Annotated in this window: 24 protein-coding genes and 1 pseudogene; 18 read left to right on the top strand and 7 right to left on the bottom strand. The window is 73.9% G+C overall.

The annotated features are described in order from the left end of the window. Positions 1-74: 74 nt before the first annotated feature. The 11 genes from AC069X_RS30730 to AC069X_RS30780 all read left to right on the top strand — a co-directional run bounded on the left by AC069X_RS30730 (position 75) and on the right by AC069X_RS30780 (position 13,020). Positions 75-2,093: a tetratricopeptide repeat protein gene (locus AC069X_RS30730; RefSeq protein ID WP_478733646.1), complete on the top strand. Its 2,019-nt coding sequence runs from the start codon at positions 75-77 to the stop codon at positions 2,091-2,093. Positions 2,094-2,243: 150 nt separating this feature from the next. Continuing rightward, positions 2,244-3,359 (top strand): alanine dehydrogenase, encoded by a 1,116-nt coding sequence (ald, locus tag AC069X_RS30735; protein ID WP_470846182.1) that lies wholly within the window; start codon positions 2,244-2,246, stop codon positions 3,357-3,359. Positions 3,360-3,685: 326 nt separating this feature from the next. Continuing rightward, the gene (locus AC069X_RS30740) at positions 3,686-4,846 is read left to right on the top strand and encodes a ParA family protein (protein ID WP_125604141.1); all 1,161 of its coding nucleotides are present in this window, start codon (positions 3,686-3,688) and stop codon (positions 4,844-4,846) included. Further along, positions 4,831-5,367 (top strand): hypothetical protein, encoded by a 537-nt coding sequence (locus AC069X_RS30745; protein WP_478733649.1) that lies wholly within the window; start codon positions 4,831-4,833, stop codon positions 5,365-5,367. The genes AC069X_RS30740 and AC069X_RS30745 overlap by 16 nt, the downstream gene beginning before the upstream one ends. Positions 5,368-6,188: 821 nt before the next feature. Then, entirely contained in the window at positions 6,189-7,553 is a 1,365-nt protein-coding gene (locus AC069X_RS30750) for a segregation and condensation protein A (RefSeq protein ID WP_478733650.1), read from the top strand. Next, positions 7,550-8,176 carry an SMC-Scp complex subunit ScpB gene (gene scpB, locus AC069X_RS30755; protein ID WP_478733652.1) on the top strand — a complete coding sequence of 209 codons (627 nt, stop codon included), beginning with the start codon at positions 7,550-7,552 and terminating at the stop codon, positions 8,174-8,176. The genes AC069X_RS30750 and scpB overlap by 4 nt, the downstream gene beginning before the upstream one ends. Next, positions 8,176-9,444, top strand: a complete 1,269-nt coding sequence (locus AC069X_RS30760) for a pseudouridine synthase (protein ID WP_478733654.1) — start codon at positions 8,176-8,178, stop codon at positions 9,442-9,444. The genes scpB and AC069X_RS30760 overlap by 1 nt, the downstream gene beginning before the upstream one ends. A gap of 147 nt (positions 9,445-9,591) precedes the next feature. Then, entirely contained in the window at positions 9,592-10,200 is a 609-nt protein-coding gene (gene pnuC / locus AC069X_RS30765; RefSeq protein ID WP_478733656.1) for a nicotinamide riboside transporter PnuC, read from the top strand. Beyond that, positions 10,197-11,285, top strand: coding sequence for an AAA family ATPase (locus AC069X_RS30770; protein ID WP_478733658.1), 1,089 nt, complete (start codon positions 10,197-10,199; stop codon positions 11,283-11,285). Before pnuC ends, AC069X_RS30770 begins: the two co-directional genes overlap by 4 nt. Further along, the gene (locus tag AC069X_RS30775) at positions 11,249-12,007 is read left to right on the top strand and encodes an NUDIX hydrolase (RefSeq protein WP_478733788.1); all 759 of its coding nucleotides are present in this window, start codon (positions 11,249-11,251) and stop codon (positions 12,005-12,007) included. Before AC069X_RS30770 ends, AC069X_RS30775 begins: the two co-directional genes overlap by 37 nt. Next, positions 12,004-13,020: an ADP-ribosylglycohydrolase family protein gene (locus AC069X_RS30780; protein WP_478733660.1), complete on the top strand. Its 1,017-nt coding sequence runs from the start codon at positions 12,004-12,006 to the stop codon at positions 13,018-13,020. Before AC069X_RS30775 ends, AC069X_RS30780 begins: the two co-directional genes overlap by 4 nt. A 114-nt stretch (positions 13,021-13,134) precedes the next feature. Here AC069X_RS30780 and AC069X_RS30785 read toward each other — a convergent pair whose 3' ends face one another. The 3 genes from AC069X_RS30785 to AC069X_RS30795 form a co-directional block, all read right to left on the bottom strand. Beyond that, entirely contained in the window at positions 13,135-13,839 is a 705-nt protein-coding gene (locus AC069X_RS30785; protein WP_478733662.1) for a nucleotidyltransferase domain-containing protein, read from the bottom strand. 28 nt (positions 13,840-13,867) lie between these two features. After that, entirely contained in the window at positions 13,868-14,320 is a 453-nt protein-coding gene (locus tag AC069X_RS30790) for a Rieske (2Fe-2S) protein (RefSeq protein WP_478733664.1), read from the bottom strand. 86 nt (positions 14,321-14,406) lie between these two features. Then, entirely contained in the window at positions 14,407-14,742 is a 336-nt protein-coding gene (locus tag AC069X_RS30795) for a DUF952 domain-containing protein (protein WP_478733666.1), read from the bottom strand. A gap of 139 nt (positions 14,743-14,881) precedes the next feature. On the opposite strand from AC069X_RS30795, the gene AC069X_RS30800 reads away from it, so the two are divergent. The 5 genes from AC069X_RS30800 to der all read left to right on the top strand — a co-directional run bounded on the left by AC069X_RS30800 (position 14,882) and on the right by der (position 19,589). Then, positions 14,882-15,343 carry a YidB family protein gene (locus AC069X_RS30800; RefSeq protein ID WP_478733668.1) on the top strand — a complete coding sequence of 154 codons (462 nt, stop codon included), beginning with the start codon at positions 14,882-14,884 and terminating at the stop codon, positions 15,341-15,343. A gap of 125 nt (positions 15,344-15,468) precedes the next feature. Further along, positions 15,469-16,557 carry a prephenate dehydrogenase gene (locus AC069X_RS30805; protein ID WP_478733670.1) on the top strand — a complete coding sequence of 363 codons (1,089 nt, stop codon included), beginning with the start codon at positions 15,469-15,471 and terminating at the stop codon, positions 16,555-16,557. A gap of 147 nt (positions 16,558-16,704) precedes the next feature. Then, positions 16,705-17,406, top strand: a complete 702-nt coding sequence (cmk, locus tag AC069X_RS30810; protein WP_478733672.1) for a (d)CMP kinase — start codon at positions 16,705-16,707, stop codon at positions 17,404-17,406. Continuing rightward, positions 17,367-18,050, top strand: a complete 684-nt coding sequence (locus AC069X_RS30815; RefSeq protein ID WP_478733674.1) for a lysophospholipid acyltransferase family protein — start codon at positions 17,367-17,369, stop codon at positions 18,048-18,050. The genes cmk and AC069X_RS30815 overlap by 40 nt, the downstream gene beginning before the upstream one ends. Before the next feature lie 75 nt (positions 18,051-18,125). Beyond that, positions 18,126-19,589: a ribosome biogenesis GTPase Der gene (gene der, locus AC069X_RS30820; protein WP_478733676.1), complete on the top strand. Its 1,464-nt coding sequence runs from the start codon at positions 18,126-18,128 to the stop codon at positions 19,587-19,589. 27 nt (positions 19,590-19,616) lie between these two features. Here der and AC069X_RS30825 read toward each other — a convergent pair whose 3' ends face one another. Continuing rightward, entirely contained in the window at positions 19,617-20,030 is a 414-nt protein-coding gene (locus AC069X_RS30825) for a hypothetical protein (protein WP_478733678.1), read from the bottom strand. Positions 20,031-20,191: 161 nt separating this feature from the next. Further along, the gene (locus AC069X_RS30830) at positions 20,192-21,007 is read right to left on the bottom strand and encodes a hypothetical protein (RefSeq protein WP_478733679.1); all 816 of its coding nucleotides are present in this window, start codon (positions 21,005-21,007) and stop codon (positions 20,192-20,194) included. A gap of 293 nt (positions 21,008-21,300) precedes the next feature. Between AC069X_RS30830 and AC069X_RS30835 the strand changes: the two are divergent. Next, positions 21,301-21,897: pseudogene (locus AC069X_RS30835) on the top strand (transglycosylase family protein); the annotation flags it as partial. 316 nt (positions 21,898-22,213) lie between these two features. Continuing rightward, positions 22,214-23,185 carry a helix-turn-helix transcriptional regulator gene (locus AC069X_RS30840; protein ID WP_478733681.1) on the top strand — a complete coding sequence of 324 codons (972 nt, stop codon included), beginning with the start codon at positions 22,214-22,216 and terminating at the stop codon, positions 23,183-23,185. Positions 23,186-23,439: 254 nt separating this feature from the next. Here AC069X_RS30840 and AC069X_RS30845 read toward each other — a convergent pair whose 3' ends face one another. Both AC069X_RS30845 and AC069X_RS30850 read right to left on the bottom strand, forming a co-directional pair. Then, positions 23,440-24,504: a phosphatase PAP2 family protein gene (locus tag AC069X_RS30845; RefSeq protein WP_478733683.1), complete on the bottom strand. Its 1,065-nt coding sequence runs from the start codon at positions 24,502-24,504 to the stop codon at positions 23,440-23,442. Between the two features lie 318 nt (positions 24,505-24,822). Continuing rightward, positions 24,823-25,953 (bottom strand): glycosyltransferase family 39 protein, encoded by a 1,131-nt coding sequence (locus AC069X_RS30850; protein ID WP_478733790.1) that lies wholly within the window; start codon positions 25,951-25,953, stop codon positions 24,823-24,825. Positions 25,954-26,132: the final 179 nt, after the last annotated feature.

A 26,132-nucleotide genomic window follows, 5' to 3' on the forward strand; every position in this document is an offset into this window, starting at 1 on the left:
CTCGGTAAATAGGTACATCGGCTGATCCGATCGGGCGATCTACGGGCCGCGCTCCCCACAGGCCGTCGCTCTGCGTGAACTACGCTCAGCAACCCGAAGGCAGGGAGAGGAGCGGATCCGTGGCGGATTTCGTCGGGCGGCGGCGTGAGCTCAAGGAGCTGCGCGAGGACATCGCGCGGACCGGGCTCGACACCCTCTCGGGCCGCAAGGCGAAGGCACCCCGCGCGCGGGTGCTGCTGATCGCCGGGCGCCCAGGCTCCGGGCGGACCGCGCTCGCCGAGGCGTTCGTGCGCGAGGTGGCCGCCCAGTACCCCGACGGCCTGCTCCGGGTGCGGCTCACCCAGCCCGGCGGGGAGCCCCTCGCCACCGAGCGGGCGGTGCGGACCCTGCTGGAGGGACTCGGGGAGCGCACCCCGCCGGGCGCCGGCGAGGACGACCTCAGCGCCGCCCTGCGGGACGCCCTCAAGGACCGGCGGGCGATCCTGCTCGTCGACGACGCCGCCGACCCGCACCAGGTCGACGCCCTGCTCCCCGACACCCCCGAGTGCCTGGTCGTGGTCACGGCCGAGGGCCCGCTCACCGGGATCCCCGACGTCCGCCCCTGCACCCTCGGCGGCCTCGACACCACTTCCGCCGTCGGCGTGCTCACCCGGATCATCGGCGACACCCGCGTCACCGTCGACCCCCGTGCCGCCGAGACCCTCGCCGAGGAGTGCGGGGGGCTGCCCGCCGCGCTGGCCCTCGCCGGCGGCTGGCTCGCCGCCCACCCCAAGGCCGCCGTCGCCGACCTGGCCAAGCAGCTCCACGAGATGCCCCCGGGCACCACCGGCCCGCTGGGCCGCGCCTTCCGCCTCGTCTACGAGTCCCTGCCGCAGCCCGCCCGCCGCACCCTGCACCTGCTGCCGCTCGCCCCGGCCGGGTTCCTCGACTCGCACACCGCCTCGGCCCTGGCCGGCTGCTCGGTGGCCGCGGCGCAGTCCACCCTGGAGGACTTCGCCGCGCTGGGCCTCGTACGGCACGCCCCGGACGGCCTCTTCCTGCTCCCCGGCTGCCTCGCCCCCTTCCTCCAGGCCCTGCTGGAGACCAAGGAGCGGCCCGCCGAGGTGCAGCTGGCGCGGGCCCGGATGCTGGAGCGGACCGTACGGCTGCTGACCTCGTGCCGGGCCATGGCCGACACCGACGAGGACGACGACGGCCTGCTGCGCGAGCACCTGGACGGGACGCCCCGCGCCCTGCGCTTCCCGGACCGGCGAGCGGCCTCCACCTGGCTGGACACCCGGCTGCCCGCGCTGACCGCGGCCGCGCACCTGGCCGTGGCCGACGGCGGCCTCGACACCCTGGCCCGCAGGCTGGTCTCCGCCCTGGTCCGGGCCCTGGCCGGGCACCGGGGCACCGAGGCCGCCGCCCCCGAGCTGTACGGCCTGCACCGCCTCGTGCTGGACGTGGCCGAGCGGCGCGGCCTGCACCGGGAGCGGGCCGCCGCCCTGCTGAACCTGGCCGACCTGGACGCCGAGACCGGCCGGACCCAGGAGGCGCTGGAGCGCTACCGGGCCGCGCTGGGCGCGGGGAAGGCCGCGAAGGACCCGTACGCGACGGGCCGCGCGATGGAATCCGTAGGCGGCGCGTACCAGGAGCTGGCGGACTGGCCCCGCGCCTCCGACTGGTTCGGCCGCGCCCTGGCCCACGCGCTGGCGCGCGGTGAGCGGCAGGACGAGGCCCGGCTCTACGGCCGGCTGGGCAACGTGCACACCTACGCGGGCCGCTACGGGGAGGCCCTGCGCAGCTGGCGGGCGGCCGCCGCGGGCTACCGGCGCCTGGCCGATGTCCCGGGCCAGGCAAAGGCGTTGAGCGAGATGGCGCGGGTCCAGGAGTACGCCGGCCGGCCGGAGGAATCCCTGCACACCTGCCGCGAGGCCATCGAGCTGGCGCGCCGGGCCGGGGACCAGCGTCTTCAGGCCGCGCTCCAGGTGCGGCTGGCCGACACGCTGGACCGGCTGGGCGACCCCGCGGCGGCGAGACTGCACCGTTCGGCTGCCGACAGATTGCTGGGAGATGACCCCGCAGCCTGCGAAATCCGTAGTGCATCCGACTGAGATTATTGGTTTGCAAGGCTAGACAGCGCCTCATCCTTCATTAGACTGGCTTCACCACGACATCAGTGGTGCATCCCGTTGCGCGTTCTTGTGGGCGGGTATGTATGGAAGTGCCCGTAAAATCCCCTGAGCCAAGGACCGTGATCGACGATGAAGGTCGGCATCCCCCGCGAGGTCAAGAACAACGAGTTCCGGGTCGCCATCACGCCCGCCGGCGTGCATGAGCTGGTCCGCAACGGCCACCAGGTCTTCATCGAGCAGAACGCCGGTGTCGGCTCCTCGATCACGGACGCCGAGTACGTCGCCGCCGGCGCCGAGATCCTCGGCACCGCCGACGAGGTCTGGGCCACCGCGGACCTGCTGCTGAAGGTCAAGGAGCCCATCGCGGAGGAGTACCACCGCCTCCGCAAGGACCAGACCCTCTTCACCTACCTGCACCTGGCGGCCTCCCGCGAGTGCACGGACGCCCTGCTGGAGTCCGGCACCACCGCCATCGCGTACGAGACGGTCGAGCTCGCCAACCGCGCGCTGCCGCTGCTCGCCCCGATGTCCGAGGTCGCGGGCCGCCTGGCCCCGCAGGTCGGCGCGTACCACCTGATGCGCTCGGCCGGCGGCCGCGGCGTCCTCCCCGGCGGTGTCCCCGGCACCCACGCCGGCGAGTGCGTGGTCATCGGCGGCGGCGTCTCCGGCTGGAACGCGGCGCAGATCGCCATCGGCATGGGCTTCCACGTGACCCTGCTCGACCGCGACATCAACAAGCTCCGCGAGGCCGACAAGATCTTCGGCACGAAGATCAAGACGATCGTCTCCAACGCCTACGAGCTGGAGAAGGCCGTCATCGAGGCGGACCTCGTCATCGGCGCCGTGCTGATCCCGGGTGCGAAGGCCCCGAAGCTGGTCACCAACGAGCTCGTCGCCAAGATGAAGCCCGGAAGTGTCCTTGTCGACATTGCCATCGACCAGGGCGGCTGCTTCGAGGACTCCCGTCCGACCACGCACGCCGAGCCGACCTTCCAGGTCCACAACTCGGTCTTCTACTGCGTCGCCAACATGCCGGGCGCGGTTCCGAACACCTCCACCTACGCCCTGACGAACGCGACCCTGCCGTACATCGTGCAGCTCGCGAACCTCGGCTGGGTCGAGGCGCTGCGCCGTGACCCGGCGCTGGCCCTGGGCCTCAACACCCATGACGGCAAGGTCGTTTACGGTCCCGTCGCCGAGGCCCACGGCCTGGAGACCCTCGAGCTCAGCACGCTGCTCGGCTGAACCGTCAACGACTGACGTCAATCTCACGTATCCGGCCGGACCTTGCCCGCAAGGTCCGGCCGGACGCGTTTGCGGCATGTCCGCGGAGCCCGCTCAACTCGCCTCGAACGTAACCCTTTAACCCTTTCGCACACCCGCGAAACTTCGCAGTGACAGCGCGCACGCCCTTGACAGAGTGGTGTTCGGTTGCCGACACATCGTGCCGGGTCCGGCGGATTGTGTTGCCGCTGGGCGGTGACACGCCATAGAGTCGCCAACCGTCGGCATGGTGCAACGCTGACCTATCGATAAGTGTCCTGGTCACGTCCGAGGAGGTAAGACGACTTGTGAATGAGTCGACATTTGCTCCTGGAGGTGGTCGAGCAGGGACGCCTGAGCGGGGACAGGGTCCTGCCGGGCTGGAAGCCGTCGGCTCCGTCGCGGTCCGCACCTTCGCAAACCACCAGCACATGACGACGCCCCAAAAGAGCATGGACGGCCTAGACGTGAACTCCACGGCCGGCGACCACGGTGGCGATACGCCCATTGGTTTCGCCGACTACGACCAGGTGCCCGAGGGGCACTTCTACGACCCCGACGCGGAATACGAGCCCGACCCCGAGTACGCGGCCACCCTCGCCCCGGACGCTGCCCGCCAGCGCCGCGAGCGGATCGGCCCGACCGGACGGCCGCTGCCGTACTTCCCCATCCCGGGTCCGCTGACCGACCACGGTCCGGCGAAGATCATCGCGATGTGCAACCAGAAGGGCGGCGTGGGCAAGACCACGTCGACCATCAACCTGGGTGCCGCTCTCGCCGAGTACGGGCGCCGCGTGCTGCTCGTCGACTTCGACCCGCAGGGCGCGCTGTCCGTGGGTCTCGGCGTGAACCCGATGGAACTCGACCTGACGGTCTACAACCTGCTCATGGAGCGGGGCATGTCGGCCGACGAGGTGCTGCTCAAGACCGCGGTCCCCAACATGGACCTGCTGCCGAGCAACATCGACCTGTCCGCCGCCGAAGTGCAGTTGGTCAGCGAGGTCGCGCGCGAGTCGACCCTCCAGCGGGCGCTGAAGCCCCTGATGGCCGACTACGACTACATCGTGATCGACTGTCAGCCCTCGCTCGGCCTGCTGACCGTCAACGCCCTGACGGCGGCTCACAAGGTCATCGTGCCGCTGGAATGCGAGTTCTTCGCGCTGCGCGGTGTCGCGCTGCTGACGGAGACGATCGAGAAGGTCCAGGAGCGGCTCAACCCGGAGCTGGAGCTCGACGGCATCCTCGCCACCATGTACGACTCCCGTACGGTGCACAGCCGTGAGGTGCTGGCGCGCGTGGTCGAGGCCTTCGACGACCACGTCTACCACACGGTCATCGGCCGGACGGTGCGCTTCCCGGAGACCACGGTCGCCGGCGAACCGATCACCACGTACGCGTCCAACTCCGTCGGCGCCGCCGCCTACCGCCAGCTGGCCAGGGAGGTGCTCGCCCGGTGTCCCGCCGAGTGAGTCTGCCCGGAGCCGACGAACTGTTCCGTACGACCGGGGGGATGGCCCTCCAGTCGTCCTCGCCGCGGCGGGGCGCCGAGGAGGCGCCGGCGGGCGGGGGCGCGGGTACGGGCGGGAGCGCGGGCGGTGGTGCGGGCACGGAGCACTCGGCCGCACCGGCGGACGGCACGACGCGGACCACGGGTGACGCCCGCGGCCGGGAGGCCGGGGAACCGGCGGTGGGCGCGCAGCGCAGGCCGCAGGAAGGTTCTGCCAGCGCCGGACCCCGGCAGGGCAAGGGGCAGGGCCGGGGCGCGAACCGCCGGCCGAGCGGGCGCGAGCGGCACGACGAGAAGATCACGGTCTACGTCTCCGCGGAGGAGCTCATGGACCTGGAGCACGCCCGTCTGGTGCTCCGCGGGGAGCACGGGCTGGCGGTCGACCGGGGCCGCATCGTGCGCGAAGCGGTCGCGGTCGTCCTGGCGGACCTCGAGTCGCGCGGCGACGCGAGCATCCTGGTCCGCCGCCTCCGGGGCCGCTAGGGCCTGTCGTCGAACTTCCGTCTGCCCCGCGACGCCTGGCACGCGCTCTCGCCGCACCGGGCGGAAGCCCGAGTACGTCCCGTACGAGGGCTGCCGCCCGGCACGCCGAGAGCACGCACCAGACGCCGCGGGGCCGCCCTCCGGGCGACGACGGCAGTTTGACGACAGGCCCTACGGCCTGTCGGCGACGTTCCGCCCGGCCTCCAGCGGCCGGGCCGCACCTCGCCGCGATGCCGGGGCGCCCGAGTACGTCCGGTACCGGGGCGCCCCTCCGCCGTGCGACGCACGGCACCCGCCGCCGCGGGCCTGGCCGGCGCCACGTCGACGAAAGGGCCCGGGCCCTTTCCGCTTCCACGCGATGCCGCGATGGCCTCCGGCCGTCCGGCGCGGGGCGGGGCCGCTGCCCATGGCCGGGGCTGGTGGGCGTGTGCGGGGTGGTGGGCCGCTGCGCGGGGCCGTGTCCCCTGCCCGCCCTTCCACCGTTCCCCGGGTGCTGCCCGGACCCGCGCCTCAGACGCCGGCGGGGCTGGAGTTCCCCGGCACTGCGTGCCCGCCGGCGCGGCCCGAGGAACTCCGGCGGTGCGTGCCGGTGCGGATCACCGCACGGAGCTGCCGCGCCCGCGCCTCGAACGCCGAGGTGTTCCAGCCCGGCCGGCGTTCGACCGCGGGGCCCCGGAAGGGTCCGGGCGCAGCCCGGGGGGACGGTGGAAGGGCGGGCAGGGCACCCGGCCCCGCGCAGCGGCACACGCGCACCCGCCCGGCCAGGGCCTAGGCTGCCCCCATGGCCGCTCGGCCGAAGATCCGTACCACCCTGGACCGCGATGCCCCCGAACGAAGACGCCCCCCGCCCGGCCCGCCGGAGCCTGGGCCGAGGCCCAGGGGCGGCCCAGGAGGCCCCTGAGCCGCCCGCTGCGGCCCGCGAACCGCTCGGGGCCGACCAGGGGGCCGGGGAGAGCCCCGAGGCCCCTGGCGCCCCCACCGGGGCCCCGCAAGCCCGGCTCGCCCCCCAGGCCCCTGGCGGCCCGTCTGCGGGCGCCGCATGCCCCGCGCAGGCCGCCGACGGTCCGTGGGGCGGTGCAGGGTCGGCACCGGCGGATTCGGAGGCCGTGGGCGGCGGGGGCGAGGGCGGCGTAGAGCCCGCTCTGACCGCCGACGGGCCGGTGGGGGCTGTCGACGGGCTCCGGCTGGTCGCCGACGGTTCGTCTGTGGGGTCGGGGCCGGTGCCGGCGGATTCGGGGGCCGGGACCGGCGGGGGCGAGGGCGCCGCAGAGCCCGGGCTGACCGCCGACGGGCCGGTGGGGGGCGCCGACGGGAGCCGGCTGGTCGTCGGCGGGTCCCCGCAGGCCGGCGCCGGGCCGGCCCCGGATGCCGTGCCGCCGGCCGCCGCGGGCGACGGTCGGTTCACGCTGCGGCTCCACAACTTCGAGGGGCCCTTCGACCTCCTGCTCCAGCTGATCTCCCGGCACAAGCTCGACGTCACCGAGGTCGCCCTCTCCCGGGTCACCGACGAGTTCATGGCGCACATCCGGGCCATGGGGCCCGACTGGGACCTCGATCAGACCACCGAGTTCCTCGTGGTCGCCGCCACCCTGCTCGACCTCAAGGCCGCCCGTCTGCTGCCCGCAGCCGAGGTCGAGGACGAGGCCGACCTCGCGCTGCTGGAGGCCCGGGACCTGCTGTTCGCCCGGCTGCTCCAGTACAAGGCGTACAAGCAGATCGCCGGGATCTTCCAGGACCGCGCCGAGGCCGAGGGCAAGCGCCACCCCCGCACCGTCGGGCTGGAGCCGCACCACGCGGACCTGCTGCCCGACGTGGTGATCAGCATCGGCGCGGAGGGCTTCGCCCGCCTCGCCGCGCGGGCCCTGCAGCCCAAGGCCGCGCCGCAGGTGTACGTGGACCACATCCACGCCCCCCTCGTCAGTGTGCGGGAGCAGGCGGGGCACGTCGTACGGCTGCTCAAGACGCGTGGCGAGGCGACCTTCCAGGAGCTGACCGAGGACGCCCCGGACACCCTCACCGTCGTCGCCCGCTTCCTTGCGCTGCTGGAGCTGTACCGGGAGAAGGCGGTGGCCCTCGACCAGGAAGACGCCCTGCTCACCCTCACCGTGCGCTGGTGCGGCGGGGACGGCGACGGGATGCCGAAGGTGACGGACGAGTTCGACCAGGTCGTGGAGGTGGCGGAATGACAGGGGCCGATGACCGGCTCGGGCTGAAGGGCGCGCTGGAGGCCGTCCTGATGGTCGTGGACGAGCCCGCGACGGCCGGGCACCTCGCCAAGGTGCTCCAGCGCACCCCGCGCGAGGTCTCCGAAGCCCTCGGCGAGCTCGCCGACGAGTACACCGCGCAGCGCCGCGGCTTCGAGCTGCGGCTGGTCGCCGGGGGCTGGCGGTTCTACACCCGGCCCGAGTACGCGGCCGCCATGGAGGCCTTCGTCCTGGACGGGCAGCAGGCCCGGCTCACCCAGGCGGCCCTGGAGACCCTGGCGGTGGTCGCGTACCGCCAGCCGGTGAGCCGTTCGCGGGTCTCGGCGGTCCGCGGGGTCAACTGCGACGGGGTCATGCGGACCCTGCTGCAGAGGGGTCTGGTGGCCGAGGCGGGCACGGAACCCGAAACAGGTGCGATCCTGTACAGGACGACGAACTACTTTCTGGAGCGGATGGGCCTGCGCGGCCTGGACGAGCTCCCGGAGCTCGCGCCCTTCCTTCCCGAGGCGGACGCGATCGAAGCCGAGACGCAAGAAGGTGTGCCGTCGTTCGATCCGGACGCACCGGACACTGACGTAGACGACGACAAGACGACGGAACTTTGATGCGAAGCAGCGGCAACGGCAACGGTGGCGGCAACAGGAACAGCGGCGGCAGCGGCGGCGGGCGCGGTGGCGCCCGGGGCGGCGGCTCCGGCGGCGGTGGCGGCTACCGGGGCGGCTCCGGCGGCGGCTCGGGCGGCGGCTACCGGGGCGGTTCCTCCGGCGGCTCCGGCGGTGGCGGCTACCGGGGCGGCTCCTCCGGCGGCTCCCGGGACCGCGACCGGGACCAGGCTCCCCAGCGTCCCCGCAACCCGCGCCCCGAGGAGCGCCGCTACGACGTGGGCCCCGAGGGCGAGCGCAGCCGCGGCGGTGCCCGCCCGGGCGGCGGCGGTGCCCGCGGCGCGGCGGCGCGCGGCGGGGCCAAGGGCGGTCCCCGTACCCCCTCCCGCACCCCCGGCATCGGCGGCGCCGGCGGCCCGCGCAGCGGCCCGGGCAGCCGCAGCGGCCAGTCCCGCCCCCGTGAGCTGGACGCGCGGATCGAGGAGCGCGTGCGCGACCGGTACGCCGACAAGCCCGTGATCAAGACCCCGAAGACCTTCCCGGGCGCCGAGCTGGAGGGTGAGCGCCTGCAGAAGGTGCTGGCCCGGGCCGGCATGGGCTCGCGCCGCGCGTGCGAGGAGCTGATCGAGCAGGCCCGCGTCGAGGTCAACGGCGAGATCGTCACCGAGCAGGGCAAGCGCGTCCAGCCGAAGGACGAGATCAAGGTGGACGGCCTGACGGTCGCCACGCAGTCCTTCCTGTTCTTCGCGCTGAACAAGCCGGCCGGCGTCGTCTCCACCATGGAGGACCCGGACGGCCGCCAGTGCCTCGGCGACTACGTCACCAACCGCGAGACCCGTCTCTTCCACGTCGGCCGGCTCGACACGGAGACCGAGGGCATCATCCTCCTCACCAACCACGGTGAGCTGGCCCACCGCCTGACGCACCCCAAGTACGGCGTGCAGAAGACCTACGTCGCCGCGATCACCGGCTCCCTGCCGCGCGACATCGGCAAGCGGCTCAAGGACGGCATCGAGCTGGAGGACGGCTGGGCCCGCGCGGACAACTTCCGCGTCGTCGACCAGGTCGGCAAGAACTACCTGGTCGAGGTGACCCTCCACGAGGGCCGCAAGCACATCGTCCGCCGCATGCTGTCCGAGGCCGGCTTCCCGGTCGACAAGCTCGTGCGGACCTCCTTCGGCCCGATCGAGCTGGGCGACCAGAAGTCGGGCTGGCTGCGCCGCCTGACCAACACCGAGGTCGGCATGCTCATGCGCGAGGTCGGCCTGTAGCCCTCCCCGTACGTTCTCCGCGGAAGCCCGCAGTGCCCCGGCACTGCGGGCTTCCGCGTTTGCGGCCACTGCCGCCCGGTGTCCTTGCCGGGGGTCGCCGCACCTGTTTATAGTCATCATGACTATAAAAGGGAGCGGGTGGCCTCCATGGGCTGGAACACGAGCTGGACCGAGATCCTCGGCTTCGCCACGGGCGCCGTGTGCGTCTGGCTGGTGGCCCGGCAGCACATCGCCAACTGGCCGGTCGGGATCGCCAACAACCTCTTCTTCATCGTGCTGTTCACCCGGGCGGGCCTCTACGCCGACGCCGGACTCCAGATCGTCTTCATCGCCCTCGCCGCCTACGGCTGGTGGTCCTGGACCCACGGGGGTGGACCGGGAACCGCCGGGACCCTGCCGGTGCGCCGCACCACGCGCGCCGAATGGGCCTGGCTGCTGGTGGCGGGGGCGGTGGGGACCGCCGCCCTGACCCTGCTGCTCGACCGGGTCAGCGACTCCACCGTCCCCTTCTGGGACGCCCTCACCACCGGCCTCTCCCTCATGGCCACCTACGGGCAGTGCCGCAAGCTCCTGGAGTCCTGGTGGCTGTGGATCGCGGCCGACCTCGTCTACGTCCCGCTCTACGCCTACAAGGGGCTCTACCTCACGGCCGTCCTCTACACGGGCTTCCTCGCCCTGTGCGTGGCCGGGCTGGCCGGCTGGCGCCGCACGCTCGCCGCGCGGGGCACCCGTACGGTCCCGGTGGCGGCGGCATGAGCGGCGGCAAGCGGTACGGCCACGGGCTGGTGCTGGGCAAGTTCTACCCGCCGCACGCCGGCCACCACCACCTCGTGCGCACCGCCCAGGACCAGTGCGAGCGGCTGACCGTGCTGGTCTGCGCCGCCTCCGTCGAGTCGGTCCCGCTCGCCGACCGGGTGGCCTGGATGCGCGAGGAGCACCCCGGGGCCGAGGTCGTCGGCGCGGTCGACGACGTCCCCGTCGACCTGCGCGACCCCGCCGTCTGGGAGGCCCACATGGCGATCTTCCGCAGCGCCGTGGGCCGGCCCGTGGACGCCGTCTTCACCTCCGAGGAGTACGGGACCGAACTCGCCCGCCGCTTCGGCGCCGAGGAGGTCTGCGTGGACCCGGCGCGCACCCTGTTCCCGGTCTCCGGCACCGCCGTACGGGAGGACCCGGCCGCCGCCTGGGAGTTCCTCGGGCCCGGCGTGCGCGCCGCCCTGACCCGGCGGGTCGTCGTCCTGGGCGCCGAGTCCACCGGGACCACCACCCTCTCGCGGGAGCTGGCCGCGCACTACCGGCGGCGCGGCGGCGTGTGGGCCAAGACCGGCTGGGTCGCCGAGTACGGGCGCGAGTACAGCGAGGAGAAGCTCGCGGCCGCACGCGCCGTCGACCCGGCGGCCTCCTGGGAGGACATGTCCTTCACCTCGCGGGAGTTCCCGGTGATCGCCCGCCGCCAGGACGAGGCGGAGGAACGGGCCGCCCGGCTCGGCTCGCCGGTGCTCTTCTGCGACACCGACTCCTTCGCCACCGGCATTTGGCACGAGCGCTACCTGGGCGGCCGCAACGCGGACGTCGAAAGGATCGCCGCACGCCGTCCCCGCGACCTGTACCTGCTGACGGACCACGAGGGCGTGCCCTTCGAAGACGACGGGCTGCGCGACGGGCCGCAGCTCAGACCCTGGATGACCGCCCGCTTCCGCCGGGAACTCGCCCGCACCGGCAGGCGTTTCCTGGTCGTGAGCGGGGACCGGCCCACCCGCCTCGCAGCGGCCGTGGCGGCGGTCGACGGCCTGCTGGCCGAGGGCTGGCACTTCGCGGCACCCCTCCCGGAGCGCCGGTGACCTACGACCCGTACGCCTTCGAGCCCTTCGCGGTGACCGTCGACCTCGCCGTCCTCACCGTGCGCGGCGGCGCCCTGCACGTCCTGCTGATCCGGCGCGGCCAGGAACCGTACGCCGGCGCCTGGGCGCTCCCCGGCGGCTTCGTCCTGCCCCGGGAGTCCGCCGAGACGGCGGCCCGCCGCGAGCTCGCCGAGGAGACCGGCCTGCCGCCCGCACTGGTCACCGCCCTGCACCTGGAACAGCTGCGCACCTACAGCGAACCCGACCGGGACCCCCGCATGCGGGTGGTGTCGGTGGCGTTCACGGCGCTCGTCCCCGACATGCCGGAACCGGCGGAGGAGGGCGGCGGTGACGCCGACCGGGCCCGGTGGGTGCCGGTGGGGGAGGCCTCGGGGCTCGCCTTCGACCACGGGCAGATCCTGGCCGACGCCCGGCAGCGGGTGGGTTCCAAGCTGGAGTACACCTGCCTGGCCAGCGCCTTCTGCCCGCCCGAGTTCACCCTCGGGGAGCTCCAGGCCGTCTACGAGACCGTCTGGGGCACCTCCCTGGACCGCCCCAACTTCCGCCGCAAGGTCCTCGCCACCCCCGGCTTCGTCGAAGCCGTGCCCGGAGCCGCCCGGCTGACCGGCGGCCGCGGCAAACCCGCCGCCCTGTACCGGGCCGGCCCGGCGACCACCCTCCACCCGCCCCTGCTCCGCCCCTCGGAAGGACCCACCCTGTGACCACCACCAAGCGTGCCGCGACGGGCGCCCTCATCGGCCTGGCCCTCGGCGACGCCCTCGGCTTCCCCACGGAGTTCCGCGACGTCCCGTCGATCCTCGCCAAGACCGGCCCGTGGCGCGAGATGCCGCTGCCCCGGCCCGCCATCGTCACCGACGACACCCAGATGACCCTGGCCCTGGCGCGCGGCATACGGACCGCGGCCGAACGGGGCCCGGTCGGCCCGCTGCGGCTGACCCGGCCGGTCCGCGAGGAGTTCGTCGACTGGTACCACTCCCCGGAGAACAACCGCGCCCCCGGCAACACCTGCCTGACGGCCTGCGGCCTGCTGGTCCGGCCCGAGCGCGACTGGCGGGACGCCAGCCAGACCGGCTCCAAGGGCTGCGGCGCCAACATGCGCGTGGCGCCGGTGGGCCTCGTCCCCGGCTGGACGGACGAGGAGCGGGCGGGCGCCGCCCAGCTCCAGTCGGCCCTCACCCACGGCCACCCCACCGCGCTGGCCGCCTCCGACCTGACCGCGCGCGCCGTGCACCTCCTCGCGCAGGGCACCGAGGTGACGGGGCTGGTCGGGCGGCTGCGCTCGTACGCCCTGGAGAACCGCACCCGCTACCACGAGCGCTGGCTCGGCGACCTGTGGATGCGCACCGCCTCCGACGCCTCCCCGGAGTCCTTCATCGCCCGGGGCTGGGACGAGTGCCTGGCCGTCCTCGACCGCCTCGCGGACGCCCTGCGCAAGCCCTCCCCGGAAACCGACCCCTGCCTGACCACCGGCCAGGGCTGGATCGCCGAGGAGGCCCTGGCCACCGCCCTCCAGTGCTTCCTGCTCTTCCCGGACGAGCCGCTCCTGGCGCTGCGCCGCGCGGCCTGCACCGCCGGAGACTCCGACTCCATCGCCTGCCTGGCCGGCGCCTTCGCCGGAGCACACCTCGGCGCGGACGTCTGGCCCCGCGACTGGGAGGGCCGCATCGAGTACCGCGAGGAACTCCTCGCCTTCGGCACCCTCTGGGACGCCTGACCCGTGCTGGACGCCATGGCCGTCGACCTCGAGGCGCAGACCGGTTCCGCGCTGCCGGAGTACGTGAGCGCGTACGAGGAGCTCGACGAGTCGTCGTACGCCACCGCACACCCCCTAGCCGGACGCCCCCTGGCCGGGCAGGCCCGCCGAGGCGCGGCGGGTGCGGTGGAGGAAGTCCGCGACGCGGGCCCGGTCCGGCTCGGCGGGCAGCGGGCTGCCGGCGAGGGCCGCCTCGGCCTCCTCGGCGAGACGGGTCATCCAGGCGTCGGCCTCGTCCCAGCCGACCTCGCCGCGCTTCACCGCGAGGAAGCGCTCGCGCTCCGGTCCCGCGTCGATCGTCAGGCGGCCGGTGCGCAGCAGGTCGCGGCAGGACACCAGCAGCCGCAGCAGGTGCATGGCGTGCTTCCAGCGCGGGGCGCCGTGGAGGCGGACGTCGGCGAGGAGCTTGCGGTGCTGGGAGACGGCGTAGCGGCTGAAGGTGGCGTGGGCCCGGCGGGAGAGGAAGGCGCCGCGCAGGGACAGCAGTTCCTCGCCGGCCGGGGTGATCCGCTCGACCAGTGGGGAGTGCAGGCACTCCAGGATGTTCGGGTTGGCGCGCAGGGCCAGCTCGCAGAAGCGCTCCAGCTCCCAGGAGAACTCCTCCTCCCGGGGCCCCTCGACATGGGTCGGGGGCTTGTCGAACCGCCAGAAGAGCGGCGTGGGGGCGAGGAAGACACCGCGCCGGTCGGTGTCGCTCGTCTCCGTGGCCAGTCCGAAGGCGCGGGAGCCCATCACGCAGGCGTAGATCGTGTGGTCCCGGACCAGGGTGAGGTCGTCCATCCCGGGAGGGTAGGCGGCGCGGAGCGGGCTAGGCGAGCGAGATTTCCCCCGCCGGGGACACGGTGATCTTCTTCTCCTCGAGCGGCTTCGTCGACGGGCCCTTGACCACTGCCCCGTCGGCGACCTTGAACTTGCTGCCGTGGCAGGGGCAGTCGATGGTCCCGTCCTCCACCTTGTTCACCAGGCAGCCCTGGTGCGGGCAGACCGCCGTGAAGCAGCGGAAGGAGCCGGCCGTCGGCTGGGTGACCACCACCTTCTGCTCCTTGAGGACCGTGCCGCCGCCGACCGGTACCTCCGAGGACTTCAGCAGCGGCTGCGCGGCCGTCCCCGGCGCGGCGGAGCCCGTCTGCGGGCTGGAGGCGTTGCCGGATCCGGTGCCGGGCTGCTCCGTGCCGGATCCGCAGGCGGCGAGGGTGCCGCCCGCCAGAGCGGCGGCTCCGGCCGCCAGTACCGTGCGCCGGGCGGTGTTCGTGTCGGTCATGCGGGGCTCCTTGCTGGGTGGCCGGGATCGCGAGGTGCATCCTGGCGTGCGACGGGCCCCAGGAGAAGCCCGCCACACCTTCCGACTCACTCCGGCTGCCAGGGGACCAGTTCCGCCGGACCGCCGGGGGTGCGTACGACCTCCCACACGCGGAGCACGGCTTCGCGGTTCAACGGCCCGTGGACGTGCGGGTACGGGTCGCCGGGGCCGGTCCGGCGGACCTCCGCCGTCAGGGCGTCCTCGTCGAGCTCCACGGCGAGCAGGGTGCCGGGCGCCGACCGGTAGCGGGAGTCCGCGATGGCGAGCACGGTCGGGCGGTCCGCCGAGCAGTGTGTGAACCCCTCGGCGGCGAGCGAGCCGGGGGCGTACGGGGAGTCGGGCGCGGCGCTCCAGTCGGCGAGCGGAACGATGTGGAAGATCATGCCGGTGGTTGTACCGCACCCCCCACCACCGCGTGTGCGCCGAGTGGCGGTAAAGGGTGACATGGGTGACATTGTCCGTGTCTCGAAGCCGGGCCGCCGTCGACGCGCGTGCCCGGCCCTCCTTCGAAAGGCTCAGACCATGGCGGGCAATGACCTCGGCTCCCTCCTCGGCGGACTCCTCGGCGGCGGACAGAGCGGCAGCGGCGGCGCGGCCGCCGGCGGAGGGGCTGGCGGAGGCGGAAACATCCTCGGCTCGCTGCTCGGCGCCCTGCTCGGCGGCGGTGCCGGCGGCTCCCAGGCGGCCGGCGGCGCGAACAACCCCCTCGGCGGGCTGCTGGACATGCTGACCAAGTCCGGCATCGCCGACCAGGCGCAGTCCTGGATCGGCACCGGTGAGAACCAGCCCGTCAGCGGCGCCCAGATCAAGGAGGCGCTGCCGGACGACACCCTCCGCCAGGCGGCCCAGCAGGCGGGCGTCAGCCCCGACGAGGCCGCCGACCAGCTCGCCCAGGCGCTCCCGCAGGCCGTGGACAAGCTGACCCCGAACGGCCAGGTGCCCACCGAGTCGCTGGAGGACATCATCCGCAAGCAGAACCTCTGACCACGGCACGACCGTCCGCGAGGGCCCGGCCCCGTCCACAGGGCGGACCGCCGGGTCCTTTCGCGGTACCGACTGGCTACCCTGAGTCAGGTCCTGCCGTTACGTGATCACCCCTGGAGCGCCCCGTGAGAACCGCCGTCGTCATCGGAACCGGACTGATCGGCACCTCCGCGGCGCTCGCCCTGACCGCCCGGGGCATCAGCGTCCACCTCGTCGACCACGACCCGGCGCAGGCCCGTACGGCCGCCGCCCTGGGCGCGGGCACCGACGACGCCCCCGAGGGCCAGGTCGACCTCGCGGTCGTCGCCGTACCCCCCGCCCACGTGGCCGCCGCGCTGGCCGACGCGATCGGACGCGGCCTGGCCCGGGCCTACGTGGACGTGGCCAGCGTCAAGGGCGGCCCGCGCCGGGAGCTCGCGGCCCTGGGCGCCGACACCTCCGCCTACATCGGCACCCACCCCATGGCCGGCAAGGAGCGCTCCGGCCCGCTGGCCGCGACGGCCGACCTGTTCGAGGGCCGGCCCTGGGTGCTGACCCCGACCCGGGACACCGACCACGAGGTGCTCAACCTCGCCCTGGAGCTCGTCGCGCTGTGCCGGGCCGTCCCCGTCGTGATGGACGCCGACGCGCACGACCGGGCGGTGGCGCTGGTCTCCCACACCCCGCAGCTGGTGTCGAGCATGGTCGCGGCCCGTCTGGAGGAGGCCGACGAGACGGCCGTCCGGCTGTGCGGGCAGGGCATCCGGGACGTGACCCGGATCGCGGCCTCCGACCCCCGGATGTGGGTGGAGATCCTCTCGGCCAACCCGGGCCCGGTGGCCGACGTCCTGGACGGCATCGCCGCCGACCTGGCGGAGACCGTGGAGGCCCTGCGCGGGCTCCAGTCCGCCGACGAGGCCGAGCGCAAGGGCGGCGCGGCCGGCATCGAGGACGTCCTCAAGCGCGGCAACGCGGGCCGGGTCCGCGTCCCCGGCAAGCACGGCGCGGCGCCCATGGCCTACGAGACGGTCGGGGTGTTCATCAGCGACAAGCCCGGCGAGCTGGCGCGGATCTTCGCGGACGCCGGCCGGGCCGGGGTCAACATCGAGGACGTGCGCATCGAGCACGCCACGGGCCAGCAGGCCGGTCTGGTGCAGCTCATGGTGGAACCCCGGGCGGTCGCGGCCCTGACCACCGAGCTGCGCGAGCGGGGCTGGGCGCTGCGGCAGCAGTAGCCGCCCCGCCGGACGGCGGCCGCGCAGGGGCCCCGGCCCCCGTGGCCGCCCGCCCGGGAACGGCGGGCCCCCGGGGCCGGTAACCTGGTGCGGGGGCGCTTTTGGCGCGCCCGCACACGTACGCGCAACCAGGAAGGTGCCCGCACCGTGGAATCCGCCGCTCCGTCCGCCGTGATCGTCGCCATCGACGGTCCCTCCGGCACGGGCAAGTCCAGCACCTCCAAGGCCGTGGCCGCCAAGCTCGGGCTGCGCTACCTGGACACCGGTGCCCAGTACCGGGCCATCACCTGGTGGATGATCACCAACGGCGTCGACACCGACGACCCGCAGGCGATCGCCCTCGCCGCCGGCAAGCCGGCCATCGTCTCCGGCACCGACCCGGCCGCCCCCACCATCACGGTGGACGGCCTGGACGCCTCCGGCCCGATCCGCACCCAGGAGGTCACCTCCAAGGTCAGCGCCGTCAGCGCAGTCCCCGAGGTGCGCACCCTGATCACCGACCTCCAGCGCTCCATCGCCGCCGAGGCGGCCGCGGAGGCAGCCGGGATCGTGGTCGAGGGCCGGGACATCGGCACCACCGTCCTGCCCGGCGCCGACCTCAAGATCTTCCTGACGGCCTCGGCCGAGGCCCGTGCCGCCCGCCGCAGCGGCGAGCTGCGCGGCAAGGAGGCCGCGGACCTCGCGGCGACCAGGGAAGCCCTGATCAAGCGGGACGCCGCCGACTCCGGCCGCAAGACCTCGCCGCTCGCGAAGGCGGGCGACGCCGTCGAGGTCGACACCACCGACCTCACCCTCGACCAGGTGATCGAATGCGTCGTGACCCTGGTGGAAGAGCGGCGGGGCAAGTGAGCGGTACGCCCTCCCCCAAGGGTGCGGCGGTCGGCAGGCGCATCGGCATAGGCCTCATGTACGGGCTCTGGAAGCCCCGCGTGCTGGGAGCCTGGAAGGTGCCCGCCTCCGGCCCCGTCATCCTGGCCGTGAACCACGCCCACAACATCGACGGGCCCATGGTCATGGGCACCGCGCCGAGGCCGCTGCACTTCCTGATCAAGAAGGAGGCGTACGTCGGCCCGCTCGGCCCCTTCCTGGAGGGCATCGGGCAGGTGAAGGTGGACCGCTCCGGCACCGACCGGACCGCGATCACCCGTGCGCTCGGCGTCCTGGAGAACGGCGGCGCCCTGGGGATATTCCCCGAGGGAACCCGGGGCGAGGGCGACTTCGCGTCCCTGCGCGCGGGCCTCGCGTACTTCGCGGTCCGCAGCGGCGCCCCGGTCGTGCCGGTCGCCGTCCTCGGCAGCACCGAGGCCAAGGGCCGGCTCGTCAAGGGCCTGCCGCCGCTGCGCAGCCGGGTCGACGTGGTCTTCGGCTCCGCCTTCGACGCGGGCGACGGCACGGGCCGTCGTACGCGCACCGCGCTCGACGAGGCCACCGTACGCATCCAGGGCAGGCTGACCGCCCACCTGGCCGACGCCAAGCGCCTCACCGGGCGCTGAGCGAGACTTGAACCAGTAGTGGAACCGCGCTGCGCGGCTGCCACCGATCACCACGAACGACGAGGAACGGACTTCATGAACGACCAGTACGACCACGGAGCACTTGGCGATGCCGAGTACGCGGAGTTCATGGAGCTCGCCGCGGAGGAAGGCTTCGACCTCGAAGAGGTCGAAGGCGCGATCGAGGAGGCCGGACACGGCCCGCTCCCCGTCCTCGCAGTCGTCGGCCGCCCGAACGTGGGCAAGTCGACCCTGGTCAACCGCATCATCGGCCGCCGCGAGGCCGTCGTCGAGGACAAGCCGGGCGTCACCCGCGACCGCGTGACGTACGAGGCCGAATGGGCCGGCCGCCGCTTCAAGGTCGTCGACACCGGCGGCTGGGAGCAGGACGTCCTCGGCATCGACGCCTCCGTCGCCGCCCAGGCCGAGTACGCCATCGAGACCGCCGACGCGGTCGTCTTCGTCGTGGACGCCAAGGTCGGCGCCACCGACAGCGACGAGGCCGTCGTCAAGCTGCTGCGCCGGGCCGGCAAGCCCGTCGTCCTGTGCGCCAACAAGGTCGACGGCCAGAGCGGCGAGGCCGACGCGGCCTACCTGTGGTCCCTGGGCCTGGGCCAGCCGTACCCGGTCTCCTCGCTGCACGGCCGCGGTACGGGCGACATGCTCGACGCCGTCCTGGAGGTCCTGCCCGAGGCCCCCGCGCAGACCTTCGGCGGCACGGCCGTCGGCGGGCCCCGCCGCATCGCCCTGATCGGCCGTCCGAACGTCGGCAAGTCCTCCCTCCTGAACAAGGTCGCGCGCGAGGACCGGGTCGTCGTCAACGAACTGGCCGGCACCACCCGCGACCCGGTCGACGAGCTGATCGAACTCGGCGGTGTCACCTGGAAGTTCGTGGACACCGCGGGCATCCGCAAGAAGGTCCACCTCCAGCAGGGCGCCGACTACTACGCCTCGCTGCGCACGGCCGCCGCCGTGGAGAAGGCGGAGGTCGCGGTCATCCTGATCGACACCACCGAGAACATCAGCGTCCAGGACCAGCGCATCATCACCATGGCCGTCGAGGCCGGACGCGCGATCGTGATCGCGTACAACAAGTGGGACGAGCTGGACGAGGAGCGCCGCTACTACCTCGAGCGCGAGATCGAGACCGAGATGCAGCAGGTCTCGTGGGCTCCCCGCGTCAACGTCTCGGCGAAGACCGGCCGCCACATGGAGAAGCTGGTCCCGGCGATCGAGACCGCCCTCGCGGGCTGGGAGACGCGCGTCCCCACCGGCCGGCTCAACGCCTTCCTCGGCGAGATCGTCGCGGCCCACCCGCACCCGATCCGCGGCGGCAAGCAGCCCCGCATCCTGTTCGGCACCCAGGCGGGCAGCAAGCCGCCGCGGTTCGTCCTCTTCGCCTCCGGCTTCCTGGAGCACGGCTACCGGCGCTTCATCGAGCGCCGCCTGCGCGAGGAGTTCGGCTTCGAGGGCACCCCGCTCCACATCTCGGTGCGCGTGCGCGAGAAGCGCGGCGCGCAGTACAAGAAGAAGAAGTAGCGGCGGGGCGGTGACGGCGGTCCGGGGTCAGTAGCCCCGGCGCGGAGCGGGCGGCAGTGCCGCCGGGATGTGCTGCATCCCGGTGTGGTGCTGCCGCCCGCCGCCGTATGCGGCGCCGCCGCCCGCGTACGAGTACACCGGCTGGGCCGCCTGCTGCGGGACGTACGAGGACTGCCAGCCGTCGTTCTGCTGCCACGAGGAACCGTTCCACCCGCCGCTGCCGCCGGAGCCGTACGAGCTGCCCGTGCCGCCGCCGTACGAGGTGCCGGCGTACCCGCTGCCGTACGAGAACGCGGTGAAACCGAGGTCCTCCTCGCCCGTACGGTCGCCCGGCAGCGCCCGGAAGGCGCGCAGGTACTCCGAGTACAGGCTGTCGTAGATCGGGGTGTGCGAGGCGCTGCTCGCACGGAACGGGGCGCGGGAGGGGTCGTATGAATGCACGTATCAGCCAACGAAACCGACGCCCTGCGGATGCGGGGTGACGGGGCGGAAAAACGCAGATCGCCGGGGGTGCGCGGGACGGACCGCGCACCCCCGGCGCACGCCGCCCGGCCCCCTCGGCGGGGGGCGGACGGCCGTTTCCGGCGGGGAAGGGGGAGAGCTCAGGCGCCCGGCGTACCCGCCAGCGGCATCGAGGCGGCGACCAGCTTGCCGTTGATCGCGGCCTTGTCCAGCGCGTCGCGGAGCAGGTCCTCGCGCGGCTGCTGGCCGATGGAGCCGACCGGGGCGGCGTAGATGAGCACGCGCTGGGTCTTGTTGACGGCGGCCCGCCAGCCGTCGGTGACGCTCAGCGCCTGGTGGGCCTGCCACCAGGCCACCTGGGGCCCGCCCTCGGTGCCGGGCTGGAGCACGGCGTGCAGCTGCCCGCCGGCCAGCAGCACCGACCAGCCGGTGAGGGCGGAGGGGACCTCGTTGGTGTCGGTGACCGGGACGAAGCCCTGCTCGATGAGGAGGGGGAGGAAGTCGTCGCCGGGGCCGGTGGTGCCGGGGCGGGCGATCGGCGCGGTCGGCTCGACGACGAGCGCGGGGTGCAGCTCACCGGCGATCAGGACCAGGCCGCTGGTGATGCCGAGGACGGCCTGTCCGCCGGGAACGGACTGCGGGGCGTCGCCGGCGGCCTGCTCCTGCACGGGGGCCGGGCTGTCGCCGGTGATGGTGCGCACCGCGCCCTGGAGCTGCTCCTCCGGGACCTCGACCACCTGGGAGGGGATGCAGGCGGTGTGTGCGAAGGCGAGGACGGCCGTCTCCTCGCCCACGAACAGCACGGTGCTCGTGGGGTCGGTCTCGGCGTCGCCCGGGGTACGGCAGGACGTGCAGTCGTAACTGCCCGGGGCGCCGTCGCCGGTGAGCAGCCTGTCGGCTTCATCGTCACCGATCTCGGCACGTACCTCATCACTGACGTCGAGCATGCGCGGCACGGGGTGGCTCCTCATTCGTGCGGAGGCCGGGGGGTTCCCGGCTCGCCGGGATCAACGGCGGAGCGTCGGCCGGGGTCACGCCGTTTGAGGGAACGGAATCGAACCGGCCACCCGGAGGAGTGAACCGTCGGACCGCGGCTTCGCATTCCTGTCAACTGTTGCCCCTTCGTGCACAGTTGGCGGCTGTTTCTGTCACGCCGGGGGGTGTGGGCCGTGTCGCCCGTCCGGGTGGGGCGCGGGGGCGCGCCGCGTGGCGGGGCGGGCCGGGGACGGGGTCTCCGTAGCGTGAGCCGATGCCCGATCTGTGTATGCGGCGGGCGGCGGCCACCGTCGTGGCCGCGGCGGTCGCCGCGCTGGTGCTCGTTCTCCCGTCGGGTGCCGGCGCGGCCGCCGCCGCTCCGCCCCCGCCGGCTCCCGGTCCGGCGGGGGCCGCCCACCCGGGCTCGCCTGGCGTCATCGGCACGGGGCCGGGGGACTGCGGGCCGGGCGGTGCGTGGCCGTGGGACTGCGTCGCGGACTGCGAGAGCAGCGGGCGCTGGGCGGTGAATACGGGCAACGGCTTCTACGGGGGCCTGCAGTTCTGGCAGCCGACGTGGGAGGAGTACGGGGGACTGGCGTTCGCGGCGCGGGCGGACCTGGCGAGCCGGGAGCAGCAGATCCGGGTCGCGGAGGAGCTGCTGGCGGTGCAGGGGTGGGAGGCGTGGCCGGTGTGCGCGAAGCGGTACGGGCTGGCGGGGCGGATGCACGTGGTGCGGACCGGGGACTCGCTGGACGGCATCGCCCGCCGGTACCGGGTCCCCGGCGGCTGGCGGGCGCTGTACGAGGCGAACCGCGCGGGCGTCGGCGAGACCCCGTCCCGGCTGAAGGTGGGGCTCCTCCTCACCCTCCCCCCGGGCACCCCGGTGCCCGCACCCCAGAAGCCGCCCGCCCCGGCGGCCCCGGCGGCTCCGGCCCCGGCGGCTCCGTCCGTACCGGCTCCGGCTGCGTCGGCTCCGGCTCCCGTGCGCCCGACGGCCCCGGCCCCGCCGGCTCCGTCCGTACCGGCTCCGGCTGCGTCGGCACCGTCGGCGTCGGCTCCCGTGCGCCCGTCCGTACCGGCTCCGGCTCCTGTGCGCCCGTCCCCCGTGCGTCCGCCGGCCCCGGCGGCTTCGGCGTCGGCCCGGGCTCGCTGACCGCGGCCTCCCGTCCACCGGGCACACTGGGGGCGTGCCCCAGACCTCCGCGCGACTGCTGCGCCTGCTTTCGCTGTTGCAGGCCCACCGGGAATGGACCGGGCCCGACCTCGCCGCCCGGCTCGGGGTCACGCCCCGCACCGTACGGCGGGACGTCGAGAGGCTGCGCGAGCTCGGGTACCCGGTGAACGCCAGCCCCGGCACCGGCGGCGGGTACCAGCTGGGGGCCGGGGCCGAGCTGCCGCCGCTGCTGCTGGACGACGACGAGGCCGTCGCCGTCGCCGTCGGGCTGCGCACGGCCGCCGGCAACGGCGTCGAGGGGATCGGGGAGGCCTCCGTACGGGCGCTCGCCAAGCTGGAGCAGGTGCTCCCGTCGCGGCTGCGCCGACGGGTGTCGGCGCTCAACGAGTTCACCGTGCCCATGCTGCGCGGGCCCGGCCGCGACACCGTCGATCCCGCCGTGCTCACCGAGCTCGCCGCCGTGTGCCGGGACGGCGAGCGGCTCCGCTTCGGCTACCGGGACCACGGCGGGAGCGTCAGCCGGCGCGTGGTCGAGCCGCACCGGCTCGTGTGCACCGAGCGGCGCTGGTACCTCGTCGCCTGGGACCTGGACCGCGAGGACTGGCGGACCTTCCGCGCCGACCGGATCGAGCCCCGCCCCCCGCACGGCCCGCGGTTCGTGCCGCGTCCGGCGCCCGCCGAGGACCTCGCGGCGTACGTCTCCCGGGGCGTGTCGCAGCGCGCCTACGCGGCGCAGGCGGTGGTGCGGCTGCGGGTCCCGGCCGCGGAGGCGGCGCGGTTCGTGGGGCCGGCCGACGGGGTGGTGGAGCCGGACGGCGCGGAGAGCTGCCTGCTGCGCACCGGGGCGGTGAGCCTCGACGTCCTGGTGATTCACGTCATGATGCTCGGCTGTGAGTTCGAGGTCGTCGAGCCGCCCGAGCTGGCGGACCGGATCCGGGGTCTGAGGGATCTGCTGGGCCGTGCCGTGGAACCCGCGGGGGAGTAAGGGGAGTAAGTCGGCCCCCTCCGATTCCGCCTGCTCCGGCGGAATTCGAAACGATTCCGCAAAGGCGGGAATACCGGTGGCGGCCGTCGACAACCCGTGACACAAGCGTGACCCGGTACGGAGGAACATCCGCTCAGCGGGGTGACGTGTCCGGGCATATGAACGCCGACGGCGGGCCGGTCGGGTGGACCGGCCCGCCGTTCGCGCGGGACGAGTGTTGCGGGGTGGGTTGTGCGTACCGTCCCCGCGCCGGGTCAGCCGCCGGTGGCCGGGCGGGCCGAGGCGCCCCGGGGGGCCGTCCGCTCGGTGTGCGCGGGGCGGCGGCTGCCGCCCGGGGTGAGCGGGGTGCGCTCGGAGCGGATGACGTGCTGCCGGGAGACCTGGTGCGCGTGCCCGGCGGGGCGCAGCGCGGGGGAGTGTCCGGCGGGGGCCTGGGTGGCGGCGGAGGCCGGGGTCCCGGCCTCGCCGGCGGCGGGGGTGCGTCCGGGCTGCCACTTCCCGCCGGCGGAGAGCAGGGGGGTGAGGGCGGCGGCGACCGGTTCGGAGAACCGGCCGTCCTCCAGCCGGCGGCGCCACTGCTCGCGCAGGGCGAAGACGTAGGCCTCGGTGCGGCCGATGAGCGGCTCGAACCAGGGCAGCGCCAGCATGATGAGCAGTCCGGCCATCCAGCCGAGGAGCACGTCGCTCACCCAGTGGGTGCCGAGGTACACGGTGGTGGCGCCGACGCTCAGCGAGACGACCGCCGAGACCACGGACAGCACGCGGCGGGTGACGCTGGTGGAGGCCAGGTAGGCGAGGATTCCCCAGGTCACGACGGCGTTGGCGGTGTGGCCGGAAGGAAATATATCGCCGCCGGCGAAGAGTTCGGCGGAGCCGATCTGGGTGGCGTAGTGCGGGCCGAGCCGGCCGAGGCCGAGCTTGACGGAGCCCACGGTGATGTTGAGCAGCAGGAGCGCCACGCCGAGTGCGATCAGCGGGCGCAGGGTGTGCTGGCGCCAGGAGCGCCAGCCGAGCCAGGCCGCGACCATCACCGCGGTGGGTCCGCGCTGGCCGAGCACGACGAGGTAGTCGAGGAAGGCGTGTACCTGCGGCCACTGCTCGTAGGGCCGGAAGAACATGATCTGCCAGTCCAGGCGGACGAGCCAGGAGGTCGTCAGCACGGCCACGACGGTCACCGCGTAGAAGGCGAGGGTCGTGGAGAGGAGCACGATGCGGTGCCGGCTCATCTGCGGGGTTTGCAGATGAGCCGGTCGCTCTGGTTCCCGGTCGAGCCGGGCGAACACCGGCTCCAGACGGGCAAGCATTTGGTCAGTACGCACTCAATCGACGTTACCGCGCGTCGAAGCGCAGGCCGGGCGAATCGCGCGCTTTGTGATGACCATGTGATGTGGAGTGCGTCTCACGCGGTACTTAATTCCCTCTGTTCCGGCACTTGTTGGAACTTTTCGGATTCAACTCCGGGGATGCCGCCACCGCAATTATCGGCATACTTACACGGGATTTATTGCCGCAGCTCAATTCCTTTGCGCAATCATGGATTGGAATGCCTCATTCCGTGATCATGGCCGCAGCGGGCGCCGGGTGCCCGGGCATCCGGGCACCCGGCCATCCGGGTGCCGCCCCGGACGGTCCGGGGCCTACGGCGGGCCCGAACCGTTCAGCCAGAAGGCCCCGTACACCGCCGACACCAGCGCCAGGCCGCCCACCGCGGCCGCCGCCCGCCCGGTCCGCCCCCGTGCCAGGGCCGCCGCCACCGGCAGCACCAGGGGGAACGCCGGCAGGAGCAGCCGGGGCTTGGAGCCGAAGTAGCCGGAGGCGCACAGCGCCAGCGCCACCACGATCCCGCAGTACACCAGCAGCGCGGCCGGCTGCCGGTCGCGCACGCACAGCCGGTACAGCCACAGCACCAGCAGCACCCCGGCGATCAGTCCCACGCCGGCGGGGAAGGCGGGCGAGGCCAGCCGGGCCCCGATGAACCGGGCGAACGCCCAGCCGCCGTCGAAGCCGTTGCCCCACCCCGCCTGTACGGCCAGATAGCCCGTCAGCCCCCCGCCCGTCCGGGCCCCCACCCACAGCGCGTACGCCGCCGCGCCCAGCGGGGCCAGCAGCACCCCGAGCGCCGTCCGCCACGACCGCTCCCCGCGCCGCCAGGCCAGGGCGGCCGCCACCCACACCGCCGCGACCACCGCCGCCCCGACCGGCCGGGTCAGCCCCGCCCCCGCCGCGAGCAGGCCCGCCACGACCCACCGCCCGCGCAGCACCGCGTACAGCGCCCAGGCGGCCAGGGCCGTGAACAGGGACTCGCTGTACGCCATGGACTGCACGATCCCCACCGGGAGCGCCGCCCACAGCGCCACCGCGAGCACCCCGGCGCGCCGCCCGTGGAGCCGGTCGGCGACGGCGAAGATCCCCCACGCGGCGGCGAGCCCCGCCACCGCGGAGACCACGAGCCCCGCCGAGCCGTACGAGAGTCCGGTGGGCGCCGCCACCAGCCGCTCCAGCCACGGCAGCAGTGGGAAGAAGGCGAGGTTCGAATGGACGGCCCCGCTCGGCAGGACCACCTCGTACCCGTACCCCTCGGCCGCGATCCGCGCGTACCAGAGCGAATCCCAGCGGGCCGACAGCAGGGTGTGCGGGCTGCTGCCGGCGGCCGCGCACCACAGCGCGAGCACCGCCAGCACCAGCAGCCGCACCGCGGCGAAGGCGGCGAGCGCCGGCGCGGCACGGCGCGGTCCGGGGTACTTCGCGGGAGCGTCGTCAACGGGCACAGTTGTCACGGGGACGAGTATCGACGCCGCGGCAGACCGAAACGGAACGGCCGGAACGGCATGGTCACCACGGAGCGTGAACGGGCGTGCGCGCGGGGGGAGGGCGGAACGGGACGAGTGGCGCACACCACACGGGGGTCGCCGCCGGGATGAGAGCTTGACCACGTGTCGGACACGCG

It is taken from the genome of Streptomyces sp. NPDC043896, from assembly GCF_056435605.1.

Bases quoted from the DNA above. Each gene is read 5' to 3' on its own strand.
- AC069X_RS30790 (WP_478733664.1), bottom strand. From the start codon at position 14,320: ATGACCGACACGAACACCGCCCGGCGCACGGTACTGGCGGCCGGAGCC.
- AC069X_RS30800 (WP_478733668.1), top strand. From the start codon at position 14,882: ATGGCGGGCAATGACCTCGGCTCCCTCCTCGGCGGACTCCTCGGCGGC.
- AC069X_RS30785 (WP_478733662.1), bottom strand. From the start codon at position 13,839: ATGGACGACCTCACCCTGGTCCGGGACCACACGATCTACGCCTGCGTG.
- ald (WP_470846182.1), top strand. From the start codon at position 2,244: ATGAAGGTCGGCATCCCCCGCGAGGTCAAGAACAACGAGTTCCGGGTC.
- AC069X_RS30770 (WP_478733658.1), top strand. From the start codon at position 10,197: ATGAGCGGCGGCAAGCGGTACGGCCACGGGCTGGTGCTGGGCAAGTTC.
- AC069X_RS30760 (WP_478733654.1), top strand. From the start codon at position 8,176: ATGCGAAGCAGCGGCAACGGCAACGGTGGCGGCAACAGGAACAGCGGC.
- scpB (WP_478733652.1), top strand. From the start codon at position 7,550: ATGACAGGGGCCGATGACCGGCTCGGGCTGAAGGGCGCGCTGGAGGCC.
- pnuC (WP_478733656.1), top strand. From the start codon at position 9,592: ATGGGCTGGAACACGAGCTGGACCGAGATCCTCGGCTTCGCCACGGGC.
- AC069X_RS30795 (WP_478733666.1), bottom strand. From the start codon at position 14,742: ATGATCTTCCACATCGTTCCGCTCGCCGACTGGAGCGCCGCGCCCGAC.
- AC069X_RS30815 (WP_478733674.1), top strand. From the start codon at position 17,367: ATGCGTCGTGACCCTGGTGGAAGAGCGGCGGGGCAAGTGAGCGGTACG.
- der (WP_478733676.1), top strand. From the start codon at position 18,126: ATGAACGACCAGTACGACCACGGAGCACTTGGCGATGCCGAGTACGCG.
- AC069X_RS30750 (WP_478733650.1), top strand. From the start codon at position 6,189: ATGCCCCCGAACGAAGACGCCCCCCGCCCGGCCCGCCGGAGCCTGGGC.